Raw genomic sequence first — 21,893 nt, forward strand, 5'->3', positions numbered from 1 at the left:
TTAAAAAGATGCTCCTGGATTTATCCAAGAGCATCTTTTATAAAGCTTTATTTTAACTTGTTTATACTGATCAATTAACAATTATATAGTTGTAATCAGTCTTTTAAAAATGCCAGGAGTGCTTCATTAAATTCTTTGGCATGCGTTGCATTTAGCCCATGTGGACCACCCTTTATTAACGTTACTTTAGAATTAGGAATTGCTTCATGTGTTAACTTCCCACTATATTCAAATGGTACAGTTGCATCTGAATCACCATGAATAACAAGGGTAGGTATATTAACCTTGGCTAAATCGCCTCTAAAGTCTGTTTTGCTGAAAGCAGCGATACAATCTAGTGTTCCTTTAGGCGATGCACCCGCCGCGATATCCCTATTGTAAAGTCGAAATGGTTCACTAACTAAGTCAGTTCGATCTCCAGCAGCAAAAAATCCTTTCGTAAACTCATCAAGGAATGCTAGGCGATCACTTTTTACTCCATTTTCAAATCCTTGAATTGCTACATCATCTAATACACCCTCAGGATGATCTGCAGACTTATAAAGGAATGGTGGTACAGCTCCTGCAAATACAGCCTTCTCTACTCTATTGGATCCATATTTTCCAATATATCGAGCTACCTCGCCTCCGCCCATAGAAAAACCAACAAGTGTGACATTTTGAAGCTCTAACTGTTCTAATAATTGATGTAAATCAGAAGTAAAGGTATCATATTCATACCCTTCCCAAGGCTGAGATGATTTTCCAAAACCTCGACGATCATATGTTATAACTCTGTATCCAGCCTCAACAAGAGCTGGAACTTGGTATTCCCAAGATCGACCACTTAACGGCCAACCATGAATGAGTACAACTGGTTTTCCTGTGCCATGATCCTCATAATATATCTCAATTGGTGCTTGATTTTCGGTTCCTACAGTAATTTTTGCCATTCTCCTACCTCCTTTAATATGTATCCTTTTCTTCAATAATTCGAATGAATCTCATAACCTATTTATACGCATTTGTATTGTGAACGCTAAGCATGAAACTCTATCGTTCCGATGAACTCATTTTCTCTTTATGGAACAATTCTCTATCTCATACCTTTTCATCACGAAGTAATGGCTGAACATTCCTCCTATTCAATTCTAATAACAAAAATAGGTGACTATCAATATCGTTCTATCTATAGAATGTATAGATAAAATCAATCCATTTTATAGTGAAAATAACTATAGTTACGACCTATACAAATTATAGATAATTTAGAATTGATTAACCGATTGGTTTTCAAATACTATAAATTTGTATAGCGCTTCATGTTCTGTGAATGCTGCTATAACCAATATTATGGGTCGGCTTAGTTATAAACGAAGAAACTTATGATAGTATTCGACTATTTAAACTTTCTTCGATTACTTAATTTTTAGGAGGAATACATAATGACTGATCTCTATTCTCGTATTAACAAAGATGATGCTGTCGTGCTTTTAGTGGATCATCAAACTGGTCTTATGTCTGGACTAGTACGTGACTATGGTGTTGATGAATTTAAGAACAATGTTTTAGCTCTTGCTCACACTGCTAAGTTTTTTGATTTACCAGTTATTTTAACAACAAGCTTTGAAAACGGACCTAATGGACCTTTAATGCAAGAATTGGTTGATCTCTTTCCTCACGCACAAAAAATAGCTCGACCTGGACAAATTAACGCATGGGATAATGATGATTTTGTAAAAGCAATCGAAGAAACTGGAAAAAAACAACTTATCATCGCGGGCGTAGTTACGGACGTTTGTGTTGCCTTCCCGGCACTTTCCGCTATAAAAGCTGGATATGAAGTATTTGCTGTTACTGATGCTTCAGGAACTTTCAGCAAACAAGTTGCAGATGCTGCCAATACGCGTATGGCACATAATGGTGTACAACTTATGAACTGGTTTAGCGTAGCTTGCGAATTACAACGCGATTGGCGCAACGATGTTGAAGGTTTTGGCAATTTACTTGCTAGTAATCTTCCAGGTTATCAAAATATAATTGGAAGCTATATGGGAGCTCAGCGCGATCTTAGTAAACAAAATGCATAAATGTATGCCAAAGAAATAGTTTTAAATCACTTTTTTTAAAGTAGATAGTATAAATTTAGTGCTGATTAAATCAGCACTAAATCTTAAATTAAAAAGCTTAGTAAAGCTTTTATTTTTATGATTACAGCTTAAATTAACTTTTTGAAAATAATAAAAAAAGGAGCGTTTTATTATGAGTAATTTAGAATTGTTAAATCCGGAGAACAGTGCCTTAATTTTGATTGATTTTCAGCCCCAAATGACTTTTGGAGTTGCAAGTATTGATAGACAAACATTGATTAATAACGTTATGCTACTTGCTAAATCAGCAAAAACTTTTAACGTACCTACTATTCTTACTACAGTTGAGACACGCAGCTTTTCTGGTTATTTTTGGCCGCAAATTCTTGACATATTCCCAAACCATGAAATTATAGAACGCAGTTCAATGAATTCTTGGGAAGATCCAAAATTTGTTGAAGCAGTTAAAGCAACAGGTAGAAAGAAATTAATATTTGCAGCACTTTGGACTGAAGTTTGCCTTGCATTCCCTGTGCTTGAAGCAATTAAAGCTGGCTATGAGGTGTATGCAGTTGATGATGCTTCAGGTGGTACTAGCTTGACAGCACATAACGCTGCTATGCGTCGTGTAGAACAAGCTGGTGCAATTCCAGTCACAGCAATTCAAGTTTTACTTGAATACCAACGTGATTGGGCACACAAAGACACTTATGATGCTGTAATGGAGATTGTAAAAGAACACACTGGTGCTTATGGTCAAGGCGTAGAATACGCATATACCATGGTGCACGGCGCGCTTCCAAGCAGGAAAATATGAAACTAGAAGGAGTAGCTGTCGAAGAGACTCATACAGAGAACACAATGGATGCTGCTAATCCAGTAACAACGATTGTTACATGGAAAATTCAACAAGGTAAAGAAAAACAGTTTGAAACATGGAGACATGAAATCGAAGCTGCAGCTACTAAATTCCCAGGGCATTTAGGTGTAAATCTAATAGTCCCTAATAATGCATCCAGAGAGTATACTGTTATTTTTCGCTTTGATACGTATGAGCATCTACGTGCTTGGCAAGAATCAGATGTTCGCCGAGATTTGTTAAAAACGGCAGAACAATTTCAAGTTACTAATCCGAGTTACAAAACTGAAAGCAGTTTGGCCTATTGGTTTGTTACTCCGAAAACGCCAGTTCCACCACCAAAATGGAAAATGTCTATCGTTACCCTTCTGGGTGTATGGCCTCTTAGCATGTTAGTTCCTAAATTGATAGGACCTATTATAAAACATATGAATCCTATTATGTCCGCTTTTTTCGTTTCTATATGTATAGTGTCCTTGCTATCATGGGTAGTTATGCCGATTTTCGGTAAATTATTTCATCCATGGTTACAAAATAATAGGAAGTAGACGAGGTGTGAATATGAATGTACCGGATATGATCTTATATAACGGAAAAATTACTACCCTTGATCCCTCTCAACCTGAGGTATCTGCTATCGCCATAACTGAGGGTTTAATAACTGCAGTAGGTGGAGATGAGATTCTTAATAGTGCCACAGAAAAAACAAAAAAAATAGACCTTAAAAGAAAGAGAGCTATCCCAGGCCTGAATGACTCTCATATACACGTTATTCGTGGCGGTCTTCATTATAATATGGAATTACGATGGGAAGGTGTTCCTTCACTTGTCATTGCTCTCGAAATGCTCAAAGAACAAGCAAGGCGTACCCCCGCTCCTCAATGGGTAAGAGTAGTTGGAGGTTGGTCTGAATTTCAATTTAAAGAGAGACGATTGCCAACTTTGGAAGAGATTAATGCTGTTTCTGAAGATACCCCTGTCTTTGTGCTACATCTTTACGATAGAGCACTTGTAAATCGTGCTGGGCTGCGTGCACTGGGATACACAAAAGATACCCCAGACCCTCCAGGCTGTTTAATTGAGCGGGATAAACGAGGTAATCCAACGGGCCTTTTAATTGCGAATCCTAACGCTTCTATTCTCTATTCAAGTTTGGGGAAAGCTCCAATACTTAATTTTGACGACCAGATTAATTCAACTCGCCATTTTATGCGCGAATTAAATAGATTAGGTATTACAAGTGCTATTGACGCTGGTGGCGGATTCCAAAATTATCCTGATGACTACAAAGTTGTTGAACATTTAGCCGAGAAGGAACAATTAACTTTGCGTATTGCTTATAATCTATTTACGCAAAATCCTAATCATGAATATGAAGATTTTGCTTCATGGGCAAAAATTGTTTCTCCAGGTCAAGGAACTGATAAGTATAAAATGAATGGTGCCGGAGAAATGTTAGTATTCTCGGCAGCCGATTTTGAAAAATTTCAAATGCCACGGCCTGAACTAGCTACGATGATGGAAGCTGACTTAAAGAAAGTAATTTCACTATTGGTAGAAAACCGTTGGCCATTCCGTTTACATGCAACTTATGACGAGTCAATCACACGTTTCTTAAATGTATTTGAGGAAGTCAACAAAGAAATTCCTTTTAATGGTCTACGATGGTGGTTTGACCATGCAGAAACAATCTCAGATCGTAGTATGGAACGTGTTAAGGCTTTAAATGGCGGTATTGCCATCCAAGACCGCATGGCTTTTCAAGGTGAATACTTTGTTGATTTATACGGGAAGGAAGCTGCAAAGCGTACTCCTCCAATTTATCGTATGTTAGACCTAGGTATACCTGTTGGCGCTGGTAGTGATGCAACTAGAGTCTCCAGCTATAACCCTTGGGTCGCTCTTTACTGGATGGTTGCCGGAAAAACCATTGGTGGACTTTCGATATACGATGAAAAAAATAAACTTGATAGAAAAGTAGCCCTGGAATTATATTCAAAAGGAAGTGCGTGGTTCTCTGGTGATGAAGGTAAAAAAGGAACCCTTGCAGTAGGTCAGTTTGCTGATCTTGCTGTATTGTCTGCTGACTACTTTACTGTGCCAGAAGAAGAAATTAAAGACCTTGAATCATTACTCACCATTATGGGTGGACAGGTTGTTTATGGAAATGATGAATTTAAAAATTTATCACCTGAATTGCCGCCAGCATCACCTGATTGGTCACCGACGGGAGTTTATGGTTATGGTGGCGCTAACCTAGCCCACACTATACTTTCTCACAACTCCCATGATAACAAGTTACATAGTTGCAGTAACCCTCTCCATCAACACACTCATACCGTAATAGGAAAAGATGGAACCAAATGGGGTATTGGTTGTACTTGCTTTGCTTTCTAAGTCAAAACCACCGGTATAATGCCGGTGGTTTTCTTTGTGCAATAAGGATATGTAAAAAGAAATAGCAGTATCTCCCTAATGGAATCTATTACTATGTGATAAAACCGCAGAGTTAATTAATTAACTTGACTTATTTTTAACAGCCTTCTCCCCTTGCAAAGTCTGCCCTTTTCCCTTAAGTAAAAGTCCATGGTATTCCATTTTGAAGCGACTACACCACACATATAAATCTACTTACCCTTTGACTGTAATTTAGGTCTTCTCCCAAGAATTATGTATCATGTTTAATTCTCACACTATAATCATTATTATTTTTATTATACTAATACTTTTTCAGGATTATTTAACTTCTGCATAAAGATACGTGCTGCAAAACTTAAAAATTTATCATCAAAGTGAATAAGATTAATATCTTGACTTGGTGTTGGGTCAATAATACGAACTATGCTCAAAGTATCATTATTAACAAAGTTAACCAGTGAAAGAGGTATTATGGCAACCCCATGTCCATTGTATACAAGGCTCAATAGTGAAATAGAAGATTTTGTTTCTATATTTGCTTCAGATAAAGATAACCCTAAACTCTCACAATATATTTTAATAGATTCACGACAACTACATGAAACCATTATTCTACTGAGCCCTACTAATTCTCGAAAAGAAACAAATGATGTTTCATTCAAAGGATGATTTTTTGGAATGACAAGGACAAGCTCTTCGCTATACAAAAGGGTGCTTGTTAATGTGTCTGGAATTTGAGCACTACGCGTGATGCCTATATCAATATTTTTATCAACGATTTGATTTACAGCAACTTCGGATTCTATAATTTTTACTACGATGTTAGGATAATGTTGTTGAAACTTCATAATATAAGGTGTTAAATAAGTGAGATCCTCTAATAAACCTCCTATAGTGATTACCCCTCTTTTTACACCCTTTAATTCAAAAATTTCATTATAAACGTCATCAAATTGTTGCATGATAAATTTTCCTTTATCAAATAGCAGCTTACCCGCTTCTGTCATTTTGATACCTCTTCCAACTCGATGAAACAAGGGTGTATCAAGTTCACCTTCTAACACACGGATTTGTTGGCTTAAAGTCGGCTGTGAAATACCTAGAACTTCCGCAGCTTTAGTAAAACTATTATTATTACAAACTTGAATAAAATACTCTAAATGACGTAATTCCATTCTTGATACCCACTCTCCGCTTTATGAAAGATTTATAATGAAAAGGACGATATGTATATCGTTAACATAACAACTATCTTTCTTACTATATCAATTGTAATTACAAGATTTATTCATTTTGCATTACAATAAAATTACTACCATTTATTAATTTTTCCTCCTAATTTATTTAATTTATATTTAATTAGGGTATTACTAAACAGAAATAACCTCTAAAAACTCACAATTCCTGCGCGCAATATCCTAACTTTTTCAACTGTTCAATTATCTTTTTTTCTCAATATAGTCCAAACTACCAAATATTTACCCAATCCCTCTTTATGCTGAGGAAAAATAGTATCCATCAATTCGATACCTTCTCAAATATTTAACGCATACGTGATACTACTACTTGCAAATAATATTTTGTCTTCAAGTTTTTGTATAGGCTGATCACCTTAACTGTATAGTAGCTCAAGCACTGCAAATTCAGTTGAATTAAGTCCATAATTTTTTATAACCTTTTCAATACGTTTAGTATTGACTGTACTGCCCTTGATAATATAACGAGTAAATTTAAAGATAAGCTTTCATCTTTAATCACACTCATAATTCCCAATCCTTTACAAGTTATCTTGAATTCGAGATTCATTATATTATCGTCAAAATATTATGTCAATAATTCGTTTGTTCTTTATCAAGTCACTTATAATTTATTTCTCAACATAAGACATATGGAATTAGAAGAAAACAATTGTTACTATATAAGTATCTCAATTACGTTATTTCTTTTAAAGAGAGCTTGTTGTCTAACGCAAGTTCTCTTTTGTCATATTCTAAATTGAATCTGGGCAAATTCCAGATGATGCGTCTGCCTATGTATATGATATAGTTTTAAAAAAAGATTAGAGCCCTCCTACAAAAAGGAGCGCTCTAATCTTTCATATAAAGTGAAACTTTAATCAGTGGGGGTTTTGTTCATCCCCCACTGATTATCAGCCCTTACCAATCGGACGTTTACGGACAGCCCGACTCCCACCTAACTTCTTTGCTCCAACTGAATTTTGAGGTGGGAGTTTTACTGTCCGTTAACGCCGGATAAAATTAGTACCTCACTTAAGAAGTTTTAAAAGACAAGCTTGTTAATGATGCTCCAACACTTAAATCGTCATTTAATACGAGGGATAAACAAGCTACTAATGGTAATGTAATAGTAATTGAGCCATCAGAATTAATCACTATACTAGGACTAGATCCACACTCTTCTCCACCACTTACAATTGATTCTACCCCAACACTAGGAGTAAACGTAACAATAAGACACACATCGATACAAATATCATTTAAAGTATATGCCATTACTTATACCCCTCCCTAAAACAATTTATAATAAGCTATGTAGTAAAAAGGGCTAATGACACAAAAAATTTTAGAAGAAGGCGCATTAAGGTGTTTTTTCTATTTTCACAGAGACCTGCTCAATTCATCCTTAAAAACCCAAGGTAAAGTGAACCCGTTAAAGTCTATGGAATAAGCTCTAATCCCCACTTATCTAAAGGAGGAACTATTATTATGGGATATGATTATAGTAAGCGGTGGTACTTTTGAATTTGATCAAACCATTGTAAATCATAAAAACTATACAATTTCAAATGTAAATACATAAAGCAATACAAAATAGCCCTTCTCACCAGCAGCGGCTATTTCATATGAAAATACTTCATTAGTTTATATATCCTAAAACACTTACAATCTTACTCGCTTTTAAATTATGAATATGATAATAAATTTCTAAACCTTTTCGCTCAGCTCGTAACACTTTACCCTTCATTTTTGATAAATGTTGTGAAACTGTCGATTGTGGAATATTCAGCAATTCTGTTAATTGTGTTACATTACACGTTTTTCTCGTACTTAATTCATTTACAATTTGTAAGCGGATTGGATGCGCCATAATTTTCAAAATATCTACATCTTCTTCTGAAACTAAACTTTTTCTCATTTCACTTGTATATGTTGTCATAGGACATTCCCCTTTTATATGAACTCCTTTTATTTTGATCTATTTCCAAAATATTTAAAACTCCGATGTAAAACCTTTATATAAAAATAAAGGAATTTTAAATTTTTAAAAACAGAACGAAATACAATTCACTTTATTTATTCTTTCATTACATATAAATAATAAAATATTAATATGTGCTCTATGTGAAGTTAGCCTAAATTTATAATGAAGATTTTTCAAATCATTCACATGTAACTACCGATTTTTCTGCTTTGTGTTTCCCTTCTATCTTTGTTGTTTTCTTTCCTTGAGCTTTTCATTGTTTTCTCTAGGTGCAGGAGTGTTGGTCATATAAAGATCGATAATACTAAGTCGTTTACTACGAGGAGAATATTTCCTTTCTTTCTATTTTCTTGTACAACTTAATCCTGTACTCGTTTTTTTGTTGTTCTTTGGTTAATAGATGAACGCTCACACGAGATGAGACTTTATTGGTTATCAAAGTTGGTCCGCATCAGGATCTAACAAATGAGTCCAAGTAATTAATGCTGTCAACATAACAAAAAGAGTCCTGATTGATACGGACTCTTTTGTAAGTTTTTACAAAAGTAAACTTTTAAACACATAATTACATTTCTATTATTTATTTCAACACTTGAACAGATGCTGGTTTCCACCCCTGATTCTCTACCCAATCAATATCAACCTTATATTTTTTATTACTTTGCTTATCTCGTACATTACCGTAGGCTTTATGATCACCATTATTCCCAATAAAATCGAAAATCAATTGGCTCTCTGGAACATCAACAGCATAAGAAATTGCTTGTTTCATCTCACTCCAATCTACTGTTCCTTCTTTAAATTTCATTTCAGGTTTTGCTCCTTGCACTGTACCAATTGGCTTCCAAGAAGGATTAGTTTGAGAACCCTTTTCTTGAGATGCCGTTTTTTCTCCCTCTTTATTTTCATTTCCGTTCATTTTTACCGATTTTTCTGCTTTTTGTTTCTCTTCTAACAGTGCTGCTTCTTTCTCCTCACGTTTCTTCTCTTCTAGCAGTACTGCTTCTTTCTCCTCACGTTCCTTCTCTTCTAACTGTGCTGCTTCTTTCTCCTCACGTTCCTTCTCCTCTAACTGGGCTGCTTCTTTCTCTTTACGTTTCTTCTCTTCTAACTGCGCTGCTTCTTTCTCTTTACGTTTCTTCTCTTCTATCTTTGTTGCTTTCTTTTCTTGAGCAATTGCTTTCTTTGATGTATCAGAAGGGGAAAACAACTGGTATGTCACTATACCAACTGTCACTAATACCAAAGTAAATGCAATATTAAAAACCACCTTTTTACGACGATTTTGTTGTTTTTCTTGAAACCTGCTTACTTGTACCATTTTTTAAACCCCCGAATTTATTTTCTCTTCTAATCTTTATGCATCATTCTTATAATTCTTAATATTTTTATTAAACGATGGAAATAAATCACAATTCCCATACAAGATTTCATATCATAATAAAATTTGTGTTGTTTCAAGTATCTGACATATGTTATTCAAAAATATTTTAATACATTAAAAATTGATAAACTCCTATTCGTAAGAAACCTTCAATTTTATTCAAAGATGATTCCAATTACGTCCACATTAGATCTCCTGTAGAAATCTTTTTAACAATTAAGCCCCTTCTTCCCTTATTTATAATTTTCAAATTAAACTGCCCTCTATGGTACAATAAAGATGTGTTGTTTTCTACTGGGATATGTCGTAAAATCAGAAGGGATTTTATCTCTTTTACCTTTTTTTCAGAGTAACTTTCACCACTAGGAAACTCTATTATTCCTAATGTAATCTTTAATTCACTTTCATCAAAAGTCCAATCCTTATTAAGTTCCCTTATCTTTTGTATAAAGCTTCTTTTGGTTTTTCCTATATAGATCAATGTTTCATTATTAGCATATACTCTAGAGATTGCAAATATTCCCTTCTTAAAAGCTTCTTCTCTATTATAAAAATCATTTAAACTATACAATCCATACCATTTAATATGTACTGTTTCTATTAACCTCACCTCATTTTTAGATAATATTATAATTTCCGAATGTTCGAATTATTTCGGATACATAGCCTTGATTACTTGAATTATAAATAGTGCTTTTCAATAATACATTCTATTATTACTAATTTCAATAATGAATATGTATATCTCAACATGAATTTCCTATCATTGGTTTCGTCAAGTAAGGCTCATAATTCTCTTCGATAATTTTATCTTACTGTGGTGGGAGAATCCTTGTACAGTGGAGATAGCGTGTCAGCCGGATGAGTTGATTTTTCGTTTTCTAAATACCTTTTCTTAAAATGATATGCGAGACGTCATTTGCATAGAATAGCCTACTTTTTTGTGGGAATTCGAAAATAACCACCTTCACAGGAGTCGGACACTTGTCGATAAGCGACATGCCCCCTCTTTGATACATTTTGTTTGCTAAATTGATAAGCATTTCAACATCCCCAAACGAATTATTTTGTTTTGTTAGCTTGATGGGCATGTGGCACTCCCCCTATTAATAAATATTACTAACCATATATCTATGATTCATATCTATCATATTTTTTATAAACAGGATCAATTAGATTTAAAAAAAGATTTCTTTTTCTTTACTCGTAATAAATCACCTGTCCATCCTTTGACTCGCATATATAAATACATACCCCCTGTTGTGAAAATAATAAATAAGAGAGCGATTAAATAGCTATATTTCCATTCTAGTTCAGGCATGTATTTAAAATTCATCCCCCACAATGCTCCTAAGGCCGTCAAAGGCGTACTTACAGCAGTTAATACAGTAAGAGCTTTCATAATCTCATTCCCACGATGTGAAGAAACCACTTCTTGTAAATGAATCATCGTGTCTAATTCTTCTTGGTACTCTTTAACAAGTTGTAATCCACGCTCTAATTTTACGTGTGTTTGTTTATAACAAAGGGTGTTTGTTAAGTTTTCTAACCAAGCTTCTTTCAGGCCTTGTAACACTTCTTGTATTAAGCGAAACACATGTGTGTTCATAAATAATTCATGACGAATATGATAAACTCTTTCTAAAACTGCTATGTTATTATGATGATAAAAATCCCATAATACATTTCTAAAATTGTTTTCGAAATAATCAACCTTTCGCAAGTAATGAGATATAAAAATTGATAAGATAGCACATAATCCTTCAGCGGAACTATTACAATTTTTCACACTAAAAGAGGAATTATCTATTAATTTTTGGAAATCCTCTTCCTCTTTTTCCTGGACCGTTATCAGTATTCCATGAGCTACGAAATAATGAAGAAATTTTTGAATTTTGGCGTCCTTTTTATCTTGATCATATAAAAACGAACCATATACACAAGTTTGACTTGGTGATAACGTATAAACATATAATCCATTTTCACAAGGAGAACTTATTTTCTTTACAAATTGAGAGAAATAAGTTGTTACATCACGAGGGATTATAGAAGAAAGTTTTTCAAGTTCACTAGTTTTCACATGATACCAATTCCATTTCGGCATTTGTATGCATTCCATATTATTCTTCCTTTCTGAATAGTTTTATGTTTGATCGAATAATATCCGTAATATGAAATTTGTATGTAGGTATTCATGTCTTGGAGGAAAGGTTTTTAGATAATAAATGGTATAGGAGGTCTTCTTCTGTTAGAAGGAAGACCCCCTATATATTAGTTATTTTTATTCTCAATTTTAAACATTTCCTCTATACAAGTACTTTTTATTTATATGTGGAAAAGAAGCTACATAATTTGGCACGTCTATTCAACGAACTCCTTTTCGGTCGTCATTATAATTTGGATTCATATGCAGATCGATTGGTGATGTCGTCAAATACTTGACTTCCAATCATATAGTATCCATGAAGTGCAGCCTCTTTCGAAGCGTCTACCATACGGAAAGAAGAAATTTCACCTTGCATTTTTTCAATTCGTTTTTTGTGGATATCTACTATTCCTCCTGTCCAAATAATAGTGTCATACTGGTCTAACTTAAATTGTTCTTGTAATACACGCATAACGTCTTGGAAGTGTGTATCCAATTCTTTTTGAATCAAAGTATCAACCTGACTTGTCTGATAATTTTCTTCTCGACCTCCATATCCTTTTTCTAATATGTTTGGCATGTCGTTAATATGCAAGTGATCACCTTCCCCCGCATGATTTTGCAGGATATTCTTAATATTTTTCAAAGGCTTGCTACATCCTAGTTCCGTCTCATAATGATTTAAAATGACATTCTGTTTCATATCTGTCATTTCTAATGTACGAAATCCACCATCAATAATTAAGATACGATCTTGTTCCTGAATGATTCCCTCTTTTAAGAAATAAGCATGTAAAGCGACCGGTTGCTGAAGAATCAAAGCATTTTCCACCGTAATATTAATAAATTTCCCATCAATTTGCACGGAAGTTTCTTTTTTTAGTGCACGTTGTAATTGCTCATGCTGACTACCAAAACAAGTAACGGGAAGCCCTGTAACAACTAAAGGTAACACGACATTTTCTTTATAATCCTTTGCAATGCAACCAAATATTTGTTGTTTAAACTCTTCGCTTTCATAATAATTTTCTATTTCATCGTCAAATGGAGGAAGAAATGAAGCGTCAGATTGATGTGCTTCATTTCCCATGTAGTATGCAAAGTCTAAGTCTATAAAACTTACCTTTGTTAAATCTTCACTTTCAGCATGATTAGGTACAGGGGCTAGTGTGGAAGCTTCACTCTTGATCGTCATCTCAGAATCTACATCCTGTCGATATGCCCTTTTGGTAAAGCCAATTCCTACATCAATTGCATACAGAGATTTCATACTTTTTTCCTCACTTTCTATTTTTAGAGTTAAATCTAGGCACTCTCTTCTTTCCCTTCTTTCACATATTTCTTTTCATTTTTCGTTTTTTCCCCGTCTAAGTTCTTACTATTTTCATTTATTTCGTAATCCTTTTCACCTGTTTTCTTTTTATTATTTTCGTTTTCTGTTAAGTCTTTAATGGTAGAAATGACAACTGGTGTGGCTGTAAGCAGTTGTGGTAATGTTTGTTTTGCAACATTAGCTGCAGTTACAGAAAATTGTTTACTTGTCTCAGTTACCTTCTCTAATGTTTCCTTTATGTTTCCTTCTTGTAGTTTTTCTTTTACGCTTTTTCCTTTTGTTTGTATAGCTTTCCGATTTTCTTTTTTTAATAGGGAGACTATGACTCCGGTCGTAATTCCAATCACAGCATATTTAAATATTGTATGTTTCATTTTTCTCATCCTTTTCTATTTTTATTTTCTTCAATGCTACAACCTAAAATAATTACCTTACCTATTTATCAGATGTTGCAATCTATTAGAGAGAATGATAGTTTTGCGGCTGCCTATCACTCGCCGTTAGTGTTTCATCTGTTACTAGGAGTAAAATTCTCCCTTGATCTAGTTTTTCTTCATATAAGTTAGCTTCCTCCTTCGACAACCCCATTTCCTCCATTTGATTTCGGAGCTCGTCCCCTTTTTTGGAGAAAAAGTTGATAATACTTGTGCCCAATCCTTGTTCTTTTACTCCAATCGTATTTGTGTTTGTATCATCCGCAATCCTTTTTGTTATATGTTTTTCATGCGCTAAAACATAAATGTCATCGTGGCGAACCCCTTGCAATTCTAGCTCTTTTACTTTCATAACTACTTCCTGTTCATTTTCATATTCATGAACCACCGGTTTTCTTTCATTCTTATGCATTGTATTTTTCCTCCTTTAGATTTTTTATTTTCTTATTTAGTTGTTATGTAATATGTAATACACCTATTTTAAAGATGTTAAACCTAAATTTTCAAAAAACTTCATACAATAGGTTATTAATGTTTTTAAATATTAAAGCGGTTTCTTTTGTTCTATTAACATTTCTGCTGCTTTAATTTTCCGAATAGAATACCAAAAGACTGCTGATCCTAAGTGAAAATCTTTTGGTGGATTCTGACCAGAGAAATTAGGATAATTTAACAGTTCAAATTGCGCTTTGTAGAATTTATATTCATCTAGGTTCCTTGCTCCAATAGACAAAAGGTACTCAAATTGATCTAAAATAACATCTTGGATCGCACGAGCTGGCCCTCCCATTACAATTGCCTCAGCAATATTTTGATTTTGGTCTTTTTTCGCACAGTTAAACTTTATTAAGAAAAACTTAAAGAATTTCCCTCTATATTCATAAGAACTTTTTTCTATACTGAAAAATGTAAATAGACAAAAGGAGAAACAATCATGAAGAAACTTTTACTTTGCATATTAGGAATAGGCCTCCTTATATACTTACTACCTTTCCTATTGCGCGGAGATTTGGACAGGTTTAATCCTCTTGCTGAAGAAAAAAATGTATATGCTGTTGCGGAGGGATATGGTGTTCCCGATTATCATAATGAAGGAAGAGCAATGTACTCATTAAAGGGTATTGATGAATCTGGAAATCAGGAAGAGTATACAGTAGGAACGAATACCCCTAATGATTTTGTACGAAAAACTTACTTAAAAATTCATGTGAAAGGAAGATATGTCTATTCTTACGATATTATTACTGAAAAAAATATTCCGGAGAAAATAAGAGGACAATTGGAGATGGTAAATAAAAAATAAGCTGAATTAATCAGCTTATTTTTTCATTCCTTTATCTTCTCCAGTCCAAAGAGTCGTCTTTGTTTCAGCATCAGCGATAAGATATTTCACTCTGAAGTCTTTTTCCGTTTCTGTCCAGGATGCTATTAAATAAATTTGTCTATTTGGATTAACGTCTATTGATGGTTCTTTGCCAGCCAATTTACTTACAAACGGTCCTATTTCTGATTCCATAGTCGATTGTAAATCTTTAAATAGAACTGTTTTCTGTATATGATTCTCAGCATCTTTAAAAGGAACATAGAAAGAACTATACGTATGATTTTTAACCTTACTATAAAAAACTTTTGGATTTTCAAAAACTTTATTTGCATTGTTTTCTATATAAGAAATTTCTTTGGAAGACTCCTCTGCTTCTACCGTCCCATGTACACCCAATAAAAGAAAACTGTAAGTGAACAAAATTGCTATAATTTTTTTCATATTAAACCCCGTTTATTTTTTTAATATTTATATCCAATTGAAGGTATTTCATGCGAATTTACCCACTAAAAATCTAGAGCAATTACGAAAAAAAGACTCTTATATAGTAAGAGTCTTTTTCGATCGCTTTATTACATTCATTATCCTTGTTTTAACAACCATTCTTGAATTACTTTCACAGTTTCATCTCGTTGTGCTTTAGGCGTAATTAAGCTCGCATTATCACCTTTTTGCTCACCATACATGCCAAAATGAGCATGATTTCCACCTTTTATCATGTGCATAGTTGTATTCTTTGACATGAACTTTTTATTGTTCTCTATTTTTTCTACTGTTGCTAAAGCATCTACTTCCCCATAAATTGATAACATCGGAATCGATTTCGTAGAGAAGTCATCTGCAGGATAAGAGCCTAAGAAAATGATTCCGTCTACCTTGTCTTCATGTTGGAAGGCATACTTAGAAATCATAGCTCCCCCCATTGAATGCCCTGCAACATACCATTTTTGAACTTTAGGATACTGTTCCATTACACTGTCTACCGCATTAATTCCAAGTATCGCTAAATTTAATGGCAACTTAGGCATTACTACAAAGTGCCCATCTTTTGCAAGAGCTTCCCCTAAGTAACTATAAGCCTCAGCTTCTACTTTAGCTCCTTGGTAAAAAATAATCCCTACTTTAGCATCTTTCTGTCCAAAAACGATATGATCCTCATCTTTTTTATCATCTACTAACGACAAAGCCTCTGTCGTCGGTTTATAAGTAAACTGAGACCAAGTCAAAAACGTAATACTTCCTATAAGTAAAATACCTAGTAAAGAGTACAGCGTAATTTTTATCCATTTCTTCACAAAGATGACCTCCCTAAGATGTATATATTCTATATTTTAGATTATCATTCATACACATAAAAACTCGAGCATTTTTATTGTGCTCAAGTTTTTATTTACGTCTTTAATTTATACTATAAATTGTCCAAGATAAATATGTAGCAAATGTAGACCATACAAAATATGGAATTAGCAACCATGCCGATACTTTAGATAATTTGGAAGAAACCGCTATGAGAAGTAACGTAGTAATAGCGACTAATAAACAATCTACTGTTGCTAAAAATAAATTTTTTTGACTAAATTGAAAGTAGCTGAACGCTTGATTGCACATATAATTTAAAAGAAATACAATCCAAAATGTTTTTGGCTTACATCCATATTTGTTGTAAATCATTGCAACCGATAATGCAATAAGTCCATATAATACAGCCCAAACTATTCCAATTGTCATACCAGAAGGTGTCCAAGACGGCTTTTCTAACGCATCATACCAAGTACGATCAATAGGAAATAAAATACTAGAAACATAAAACAAACCATATGTTAGTAAAAATACTAGAATACTAGATTTTTTCATAAACATTCTCCTTTTTCAATAGAAGGTTTTAGAAACTCTATATGATTATTCTGTCCCTTTAATAGGTAACATTCTAATATTTTAATTTTAAATACATATTGTTTAACCTATTTTATGCGAACTCTTTCATACTTTTATATGCACAAAGTGCTCTCTCACGTGCTGCCTTATGATCAACAACTGGAAAAGGGTATGTATGACCGAGCGTTATATTGGCCTTTTGTAACATATGCTCAGGTGCTTCCCACGGTTTATGTATATATTTATTAGGCATATCTCTTAATTCTGGTACCCATTTTCTTATATACTCCCCCTCTTTATCAAACTTTTCTCCTTGTGTGATTGGATTAAAAATACGAAAATACGGTGATGCATCTGCCCCGCTTCCAGCAACCCATTGCCATCCCATTGTATTATTTGCAATATCAGCATCTAACAGTGTATCCATAAACCATTTTGCTCCTTCTTGCCACGGAATTAACAAATGCTTTACAAGAAAAGAAGCGACAGCCATTCTTGCCCGATTATGCATAAAACCTGTTTGCCATAGTTCCCGCATTCCAGCATCAATAAACGGATAGCCAGTTTCACCCTTCTGCCATACTGTTAATAACTCCTCTTCATTATTCCACGGAAAATGTTCAAAGCTCTTATTAAGAGGTTTATATACTGTAAATGGATAATGATATAGCAAATAATAAGAAAACTCTCGCCAAATGAATTGACGTATAAAACTATTCACTTGTTTTTCAAAAAGACTACATTGTCTTTCGGTACTCTTATTTACTAAGTAATGATACATAAACTTTACTGATATTTGACCAAATGAAAGATACGGTGCCAACATCGAATGAGCATTTTCATTTGGAAAGTCTCTTCCTTCACTATAAGAGGCTAATTTGCTAGAGAAAAATTTCTTACATGTTTTGTATGCTCCTTCTTCTGTAGGCTCCCATATTGATTCCATATGAGATGTCCACCGTATAGTCGGCAGCAAGTGTAATTCTGAAACAGATAAGCTTGCTGGTAAAGAGTTTCCTCCTTTTATACGCTGCACTTTACTAATAGGTTTAGGTATTACCTGCTTTTGAAATGCATTGTAAAAAGGCGTAAACACCTTATATTCAGTGTTATCTTTCTTTTTAATAATCCACGGTTCTAATAATAAATGCGAATTAAATTCCTTACAGGTAATACCTTTATCTTCTAACATCATTTTCATTTTTTGATTAGATTGTAATCTGTCCGGATCATAACAAATATTCCAATATACAGCCGTTATACCTAACTGTTCTATGAGAGAAAGTATTTCTTCCTGTGTATTTCCTTTGCGAATTATTAAAGTAGAGCCCAATGCCTCAAGTTGTTTTTGGACATCTATTATAGCATGGTGTAACCACCACTTTGACGCACTTCCTATTGAAAAAGTTTCGTCATGTATATATACCGGAACAACCTCATCGGACTGAGCAGCTTCAAATAGAGCTGGGTTATCATATAAGCGAAAATCTTTTTGAAACATAACTATAATTTTATTTTGCATGGCTATCCTTTCTCATTCTTAAAGCACAATTCTTTCTTTATGAAAACAAGTACTTCTGTTTTTTTTAATGATTATAAGAATCACTGTTTATAATTGCAAACAAATTTTTCTATCTTTAATGGATTTTTCCAACTCTTAATAAAAGTAAAAATACAATGTACTTTGTACTTATCTTAAACTCTTATAAAATAAAAAAGAAAATGAAGAGAAATATGAGAAAACAGTTTGATAAACAGTCAAAATTAAATACATCTATAGATTCAACAATCCTATGGACTTTTCAAAACCAAAATGCTATAAATACACTTTTGAATGAAGGTAAGCTTATAGCCGATTCTATTTTTGTTAGTAAAGAAGATTTCACAGCATATAAATACATTGTAAGATGCATGAGACAGAAAGGTATTGACTTCATTATAGATTTCCCTATTTGGGCATGGCATTCATGCAATGGTTACCAAAAGAAGCCTACTTTTGAGACGGCAAGGGAATTACTATCAGATATTCAATTAGAAGAAATATACCTTATCGAATTTACATGTCCTAATTTTTTATTCATGCTAACAAACTATAGTGGATGGTGTGACATTTATTTTAAACTTATTGGCAATCCTAAAGCAAGTGTAACAAATGATGAAGAAAAATACTTATTTAATCTTTATCCTACCATTGAGGAAGAATGGGAATATCATCATATCCAAGTAACTCTACCCTACCTAAAAAAAGAATAGATTATACAAATAACAGAACTTAGTAAGATGAATGGATTTAACAAATAGTCACATTAAACTAATCCATTTAAAATAACGATTTTTATATGGTACCCTAAATACTATGATTTTGCATATACATGTAGCTTACTCATTAAGTTTTGGTCTAGTTTGTAAATATAGATTCAAATCCGGACTTGAACCGCTAATAATTACATCTCGAACAATTTTAGAAAGTACCATACTATATACTAATCCATTATCTCCATATGCATAGATAAAGTGACAATTTGGAAAATCTTCATACATTCCAATTATAGGTAAACCATCATGAGTACCACCATAAAAAGCACTTAAATAAAATTCAGGTTTAACGGTTATATTGGGAAAGAGCTTATTAAATTCATTTACTAATTTCTCTTTTTTATGGATTAATTTTGAATCTCTTTCTTGAGCAATGTTTGTATCTTCATCTAACCCACCTATAATAATCCTGTTATCTGCAGTAGTTCTCATATAAATATATGGTCTCGCAGTTTCCCAAATGAGAGTACGTTTATACCAAGAAGATAAATCTTCTACAGGATTAGTAATAACTGCATATGAGCTAATCAGTGTAGCGTTCTTTTCCTTTTTAAATTCCAACCCTTCATATCCTGCAGCCACAATTACTTTATTGGCAGTAATAGAATTGCCCCCCTTTGTATAAAAGATAGCACATTCTTTCTCTAACTTTTTGCCAACAATCTCTGTATCTTCATAAATTTGAACTCCTTTATTAGAAGCTTGTTCTAATAAACTATGTGTAAATTTATAAGGATTTATTTCACCATCATTATACGTATAAATAGCTGCACGTTTTTTAAATGGATATCTCTGTCCAATTTGTTTCTCTGATAGCCAAGTCGCTTTAAAATCATGCTTATGTAAATAATACAGTTCTTTTTCTAATTTCTTTATATCCTCTTCATAACTTGCATAATATAAACTGTCACGTCGTTTAAAATCAGAGCAATAAGGCAAGTTTTGATCAGCATATTCAATATCATTAATAGCTTGCTCACATAATTTCATATGCTTAACTGCATACTCTTCTCCAAATGTATTTACAAGCTCAAAAAACATCTTATCTCCTAAATATTGAATAAGTGCTGTATTTGTAAGGTTACTCCCGTGTCCTACCTTTCTTTTATCAACGATAACAATATTTAAATCTGATTCACTCAAATAGTATGCTGATTGAGCACCTGAACTCCCTGCTCCTATTATTAGTACGTCACATTTTATATCTTCTTCCAACCGAGGATAAGAAGGTGTATTAGAAAAAGTTGTGTTCCAATATAATTTCCCTTTCTGTAAATCCATTTTAAGTGCACCGTCCTAAATAAAATAGTTATATCCCCATCTGTATCTCCAAATCATTCTTACTATATACTTCTTATCAAATTTATTTTTGCTACCATTAGATTATTAGTGCAATATTTTGTTCATCCATATTTGGTATTAAACTAAACTTATAAAAAGTTAATAGTATATATAATTATTTATTTTCATTTAGAAATTTAAGAACTCGATTAAAAGCTTCTTGACCTGGTGGAGTGTTCATTTTAAATTGAAATTCATGTGCTAACTCACCAGAGATATTTTTATCAAAGAAAAGTGTATCTACAGGCACTCCTTTATTTTGTAAAGTAGAAGCTAATGCTTTACCTTGCTCTTCAAATGATGCAGTATTTCCATCTGTGATGAACGTTGGTGGGTAATCTTTTGTAACGTGTTTATAAATAGAGGCGATTTCCATTTCAGGTAATGTTTCAAACTTCTTTTTACCAAAGTAAGCCCAGCCAGTAGTACGCATAAAGTCTTGTACTTCTTTGGATGTTTCCATTTTAGCTAATGCAGGCATATTATACGGGCCGCAAAATAGCAGTATACCTTTAATTGTAGAAGGAGCAACAATAGCGTCAATTCCGGTTAATTTCGCATAATCTGGAGATGTTTGAATAGTAACAAATTGCCCAGATATTTGCGCTCCCGCAGAATCTCCTGCAAAATACAGGTCATCTAGTTTTACATTATATTTCTTTGCATTTGCTTTTATATATTCATAAGCCTCACCAAGTTGTAGTACTGGTGTAGGATACTTTCTTTTAGGAGCAAGAGCGTAATTTATATTTATCACTGTATAACCACGAGCAGCTAATTCTACTGCATAACCAGTAATGTCTGATTTATCTCCACCTACAAATCCACCCCCGTGTACCCAAAAAAGAACAGGTGTTTTTCCTGTAAGATTTTTGGGATAAATAATGTCTAATGTACCATCAGGAAATTTAGAATCATAATTGATATCTTTAACAATTCGTGTCTCTTTTAGAGCGTTTTTATAATTATTAGATTGAACAAACATTCCACCTTCAAATGCTTTTTTTATGAGAAACGATTTTGGAATAGGTGAAACATTCCAAAAAATAACTCCGGCAATAATCAATCCGAAAACAATACAAATAGTTAGTAGCATTCTTTTTCTCCATATCATTTTAGGTTTTAACTGTTTTATTCTCATAATTAAAGAAGCTCCATTCTTTTTAATAATA

General features: G+C 33.4%; 23 protein-coding genes and 3 pseudogenes. 7 read left to right on the forward strand and 19 right to left on the reverse strand.

What is annotated here, in order from left to right:
- Positions 1 to 95 precede the first annotated feature (95 nt).
- Positions 96 to 932: an alpha/beta fold hydrolase gene (locus AC3WTI_RS06460; protein ID WP_087956760.1), complete on the reverse strand. Its 837-nt coding sequence runs from the start codon at positions 930 to 932 to the stop codon at positions 96 to 98.
- Between the two features lie 492 nt (positions 933 to 1,424).
- Here AC3WTI_RS06460 and ycaC point away from each other — a divergent pair, with 492 nt between their 5' ends.
- The 4 genes from ycaC (at position 1,425) to AC3WTI_RS06480 (ending at position 5,325) form a co-directional block, all read left to right on the forward strand.
- Positions 1,425 to 2,069 carry an isochorismate family cysteine hydrolase YcaC gene (gene ycaC, locus AC3WTI_RS06465; protein ID WP_000131220.1) on the forward strand — a complete coding sequence of 215 codons (645 nt, stop codon included), beginning with the start codon at positions 1,425 to 1,427 and terminating at the stop codon, positions 2,067 to 2,069.
- Between the two features lie 172 nt (positions 2,070 to 2,241).
- A complete protein-coding gene (locus tag AC3WTI_RS06470; protein ID WP_000067162.1) occupies positions 2,242 to 2,886 on the forward strand; it encodes a hydrolase in 645 nt (214 codons plus the stop codon).
- The gene (locus AC3WTI_RS06475) at positions 2,883 to 3,476 is read left to right on the forward strand and encodes an antibiotic biosynthesis monooxygenase (protein WP_087956759.1); all 594 of its coding nucleotides are present in this window, start codon (positions 2,883 to 2,885) and stop codon (positions 3,474 to 3,476) included. The genes AC3WTI_RS06470 and AC3WTI_RS06475 overlap by 4 nt, the downstream gene beginning before the upstream one ends.
- 13 nt (positions 3,477 to 3,489) lie before the next feature.
- A complete protein-coding gene (locus AC3WTI_RS06480) occupies positions 3,490 to 5,325 on the forward strand; it encodes an amidohydrolase (RefSeq protein ID WP_142286552.1) in 1,836 nt (611 codons plus the stop codon).
- 317 nt (positions 5,326 to 5,642) lie between these two features.
- On the opposite strand, the gene AC3WTI_RS06485 is transcribed toward AC3WTI_RS06480, so the two are convergent.
- From AC3WTI_RS06485 to AC3WTI_RS06495, 3 genes and pseudogenes are all read right to left on the reverse strand, one after another.
- Positions 5,643 to 6,521: a LysR family transcriptional regulator gene (locus AC3WTI_RS06485; protein ID WP_063224972.1), complete on the reverse strand. Its 879-nt coding sequence runs from the start codon at positions 6,519 to 6,521 to the stop codon at positions 5,643 to 5,645.
- A 220-nt stretch (positions 6,522 to 6,741) separates the two neighbouring features.
- Positions 6,742 to 7,110: pseudogene (locus tag AC3WTI_RS06490) on the reverse strand (MarR family transcriptional regulator).
- Between the two features lie 506 nt (positions 7,111 to 7,616).
- Positions 7,617 to 7,859 carry a hypothetical protein gene (locus AC3WTI_RS06495; protein ID WP_087956757.1) on the reverse strand — a complete coding sequence of 81 codons (243 nt, stop codon included), beginning with the start codon at positions 7,857 to 7,859 and terminating at the stop codon, positions 7,617 to 7,619.
- A gap of 226 nt (positions 7,860 to 8,085) precedes the next feature.
- On the opposite strand from AC3WTI_RS06495, the pseudogene AC3WTI_RS06500 reads away from it, so the two are divergent.
- A pseudogene (locus AC3WTI_RS06500) lies at positions 8,086 to 8,166 on the forward strand (DUF2187 family protein); the annotation flags it as partial.
- A 57-nt stretch (positions 8,167 to 8,223) separates the two neighbouring features.
- On the opposite strand, the gene AC3WTI_RS06505 reads toward AC3WTI_RS06500, so the two are convergent.
- From AC3WTI_RS06505 to AC3WTI_RS06545, 9 genes and pseudogenes are all read right to left on the reverse strand, one after another.
- Complete coding sequence (locus tag AC3WTI_RS06505; protein ID WP_000214796.1) at positions 8,224 to 8,523, reverse strand: ArsR/SmtB family transcription factor; 300 nt, start codon at positions 8,521 to 8,523, stop codon at positions 8,224 to 8,226.
- Between the two features lie 625 nt (positions 8,524 to 9,148).
- On the reverse strand, positions 9,149 to 9,889 hold the full coding sequence (locus AC3WTI_RS06510; RefSeq protein WP_087956756.1) for a YrrS family protein: 741 nt from the start codon (positions 9,887 to 9,889) through the stop codon (positions 9,149 to 9,151).
- Between the two features lie 238 nt (positions 9,890 to 10,127).
- Positions 10,128 to 10,562, reverse strand: a complete 435-nt coding sequence (locus AC3WTI_RS06515; protein WP_048525481.1) for a hypothetical protein — start codon at positions 10,560 to 10,562, stop codon at positions 10,128 to 10,130.
- A gap of 271 nt (positions 10,563 to 10,833) precedes the next feature.
- Positions 10,834 to 11,043 carry a hypothetical protein gene (locus tag AC3WTI_RS06520; protein WP_492304357.1) on the reverse strand — a complete coding sequence of 70 codons (210 nt, stop codon included), beginning with the start codon at positions 11,041 to 11,043 and terminating at the stop codon, positions 10,834 to 10,836.
- Between the two features lie 77 nt (positions 11,044 to 11,120).
- Positions 11,121 to 12,071: a magnesium transporter CorA family protein gene (locus tag AC3WTI_RS06525; RefSeq protein WP_097840743.1), complete on the reverse strand. Its 951-nt coding sequence runs from the start codon at positions 12,069 to 12,071 to the stop codon at positions 11,121 to 11,123.
- A 271-nt stretch (positions 12,072 to 12,342) separates the two neighbouring features.
- Positions 12,343 to 13,368, reverse strand: a complete 1,026-nt coding sequence (locus AC3WTI_RS06530) for a ParM/StbA family protein (protein ID WP_097840744.1) — start codon at positions 13,366 to 13,368, stop codon at positions 12,343 to 12,345.
- 35 nt (positions 13,369 to 13,403) lie between these two features.
- Positions 13,404 to 13,805: a hypothetical protein gene (locus AC3WTI_RS06535; RefSeq protein WP_000683216.1), complete on the reverse strand. Its 402-nt coding sequence runs from the start codon at positions 13,803 to 13,805 to the stop codon at positions 13,404 to 13,406.
- A gap of 85 nt (positions 13,806 to 13,890) precedes the next feature.
- Positions 13,891 to 14,277: a YflT domain-containing protein gene (locus AC3WTI_RS06540; RefSeq protein ID WP_097840745.1), complete on the reverse strand. Its 387-nt coding sequence runs from the start codon at positions 14,275 to 14,277 to the stop codon at positions 13,891 to 13,893.
- A 135-nt stretch (positions 14,278 to 14,412) separates the two neighbouring features.
- A pseudogene (locus AC3WTI_RS06545) lies at positions 14,413 to 14,694 on the reverse strand (alpha/beta hydrolase); the annotation flags it as partial.
- A 105-nt stretch (positions 14,695 to 14,799) separates the two neighbouring features.
- Between AC3WTI_RS06545 and AC3WTI_RS06550 the strand changes: the two are divergent.
- Positions 14,800 to 15,168, forward strand: a complete 369-nt coding sequence (locus AC3WTI_RS06550) for a YxeA family protein (RefSeq protein ID WP_097840746.1) — start codon at positions 14,800 to 14,802, stop codon at positions 15,166 to 15,168.
- 15 nt (positions 15,169 to 15,183) lie between these two features.
- Here AC3WTI_RS06550 and AC3WTI_RS06555 read toward each other — a convergent pair whose 3' ends face one another.
- From AC3WTI_RS06555 to AC3WTI_RS06570, 4 genes are all read right to left on the reverse strand, one after another.
- Complete coding sequence (locus tag AC3WTI_RS06555) at positions 15,184 to 15,630, reverse strand: hypothetical protein (protein ID WP_087956749.1); 447 nt, start codon at positions 15,628 to 15,630, stop codon at positions 15,184 to 15,186.
- Between the two features lie 140 nt (positions 15,631 to 15,770).
- Positions 15,771 to 16,484 carry an alpha/beta hydrolase gene (locus tag AC3WTI_RS06560; RefSeq protein ID WP_087956748.1) on the reverse strand — a complete coding sequence of 238 codons (714 nt, stop codon included), beginning with the start codon at positions 16,482 to 16,484 and terminating at the stop codon, positions 15,771 to 15,773.
- 103 nt (positions 16,485 to 16,587) lie between these two features.
- Positions 16,588 to 17,043 (reverse strand): TspO/MBR family protein, encoded by a 456-nt coding sequence (locus AC3WTI_RS06565; RefSeq protein WP_142286551.1) that lies wholly within the window; start codon positions 17,041 to 17,043, stop codon positions 16,588 to 16,590.
- A gap of 112 nt (positions 17,044 to 17,155) precedes the next feature.
- A complete protein-coding gene (locus AC3WTI_RS06570; protein ID WP_097840748.1) occupies positions 17,156 to 18,586 on the reverse strand; it encodes a cryptochrome/photolyase family protein in 1,431 nt (476 codons plus the stop codon).
- A 212-nt stretch (positions 18,587 to 18,798) separates the two neighbouring features.
- Here AC3WTI_RS06570 and AC3WTI_RS06575 point away from each other — a divergent pair, with 212 nt between their 5' ends.
- Positions 18,799 to 19,317, forward strand: coding sequence for a DUF3841 domain-containing protein (locus AC3WTI_RS06575; protein WP_087956745.1), 519 nt, complete (start codon positions 18,799 to 18,801; stop codon positions 19,315 to 19,317).
- Positions 19,318 to 19,443: 126 nt separating this feature from the next.
- On the opposite strand, the gene AC3WTI_RS06580 is transcribed toward AC3WTI_RS06575, so the two are convergent.
- Together AC3WTI_RS06580 and AC3WTI_RS06585 are read right to left on the reverse strand one after the other, a co-directional pair.
- Positions 19,444 to 20,661, reverse strand: coding sequence for an NAD(P)/FAD-dependent oxidoreductase (locus tag AC3WTI_RS06580; RefSeq protein ID WP_087956744.1), 1,218 nt, complete (start codon positions 20,659 to 20,661; stop codon positions 19,444 to 19,446).
- Between the two features lie 175 nt (positions 20,662 to 20,836).
- Positions 20,837 to 21,862, reverse strand: coding sequence for an alpha/beta hydrolase (locus tag AC3WTI_RS06585; RefSeq protein ID WP_087956743.1), 1,026 nt, complete (start codon positions 21,860 to 21,862; stop codon positions 20,837 to 20,839).
- Positions 21,863 to 21,893 lie beyond the last annotated feature (31 nt).

The sequence above is a fragment of the Bacillus sp. EB106-02-03-XG38 genome, assembly GCF_058792175.1.

Excerpts from the sequence above, each read along its gene's own strand:
- AC3WTI_RS06585 (WP_087956743.1), bottom strand. The coding sequence starts at position 21,862 with ATGAGAATAAAACAGTTAAAACCTAAAATGATATGGAGAAAAAGAATG.
- AC3WTI_RS06570 (WP_097840748.1), bottom strand. The coding sequence starts at position 18,586 with ATGCAAAATAAAATTATAGTTATGTTTCAAAAAGATTTTCGCTTATAT.
- AC3WTI_RS06550 (WP_097840746.1), top strand. The coding sequence starts at position 14,800 with ATGAAGAAACTTTTACTTTGCATATTAGGAATAGGCCTCCTTATATAC.
- AC3WTI_RS06525 (WP_097840743.1), bottom strand. The coding sequence starts at position 12,071 with ATGGAATGCATACAAATGCCGAAATGGAATTGGTATCATGTGAAAACT.
- AC3WTI_RS06530 (WP_097840744.1), bottom strand. The coding sequence starts at position 13,368 with ATGAAATCTCTGTATGCAATTGATGTAGGAATTGGCTTTACCAAAAGG.
- AC3WTI_RS06555 (WP_087956749.1), bottom strand. The coding sequence starts at position 15,630 with ATGAAAAAAATTATAGCAATTTTGTTCACTTACAGTTTTCTTTTATTG.
- AC3WTI_RS06575 (WP_087956745.1), top strand. The coding sequence starts at position 18,799 with ATGAGAAAACAGTTTGATAAACAGTCAAAATTAAATACATCTATAGAT.
- AC3WTI_RS06460 (WP_087956760.1), bottom strand. The coding sequence starts at position 932 with ATGGCAAAAATTACTGTAGGAACCGAAAATCAAGCACCAATTGAGATA.
- AC3WTI_RS06485 (WP_063224972.1), bottom strand. The coding sequence starts at position 6,521 with ATGGAATTACGTCATTTAGAGTATTTTATTCAAGTTTGTAATAATAAT.
- AC3WTI_RS06520 (WP_492304357.1), bottom strand. The coding sequence starts at position 11,043 with ATGCCCATCAAGCTAACAAAACAAAATAATTCGTTTGGGGATGTTGAA.
- AC3WTI_RS06580 (WP_087956744.1), bottom strand. The coding sequence starts at position 20,661 with ATGGATTTACAGAAAGGGAAATTATATTGGAACACAACTTTTTCTAAT.
- AC3WTI_RS06535 (WP_000683216.1), bottom strand. The coding sequence starts at position 13,805 with ATGAAACATACAATATTTAAATATGCTGTGATTGGAATTACGACCGGA.
- AC3WTI_RS06480 (WP_142286552.1), top strand. The coding sequence starts at position 3,490 with ATGAATGTACCGGATATGATCTTATATAACGGAAAAATTACTACCCTT.
- AC3WTI_RS06470 (WP_000067162.1), top strand. The coding sequence starts at position 2,242 with ATGAGTAATTTAGAATTGTTAAATCCGGAGAACAGTGCCTTAATTTTG.
- AC3WTI_RS06540 (WP_097840745.1), bottom strand. The coding sequence starts at position 14,277 with ATGCATAAGAATGAAAGAAAACCGGTGGTTCATGAATATGAAAATGAA.
- AC3WTI_RS06510 (WP_087956756.1), bottom strand. The coding sequence starts at position 9,889 with ATGGTACAAGTAAGCAGGTTTCAAGAAAAACAACAAAATCGTCGTAAA.
- AC3WTI_RS06495 (WP_087956757.1), bottom strand. The coding sequence starts at position 7,859 with ATGGCATATACTTTAAATGATATTTGTATCGATGTGTGTCTTATTGTT.
- AC3WTI_RS06565 (WP_142286551.1), bottom strand. The coding sequence starts at position 17,043 with ATGAAAAAATCTAGTATTCTAGTATTTTTACTAACATATGGTTTGTTT.
- AC3WTI_RS06505 (WP_000214796.1), bottom strand. The coding sequence starts at position 8,523 with ATGACAACATATACAAGTGAAATGAGAAAAAGTTTAGTTTCAGAAGAA.
- ycaC (WP_000131220.1), top strand. The coding sequence starts at position 1,425 with ATGACTGATCTCTATTCTCGTATTAACAAAGATGATGCTGTCGTGCTT.
- AC3WTI_RS06475 (WP_087956759.1), top strand. The coding sequence starts at position 2,883 with ATGAAACTAGAAGGAGTAGCTGTCGAAGAGACTCATACAGAGAACACA.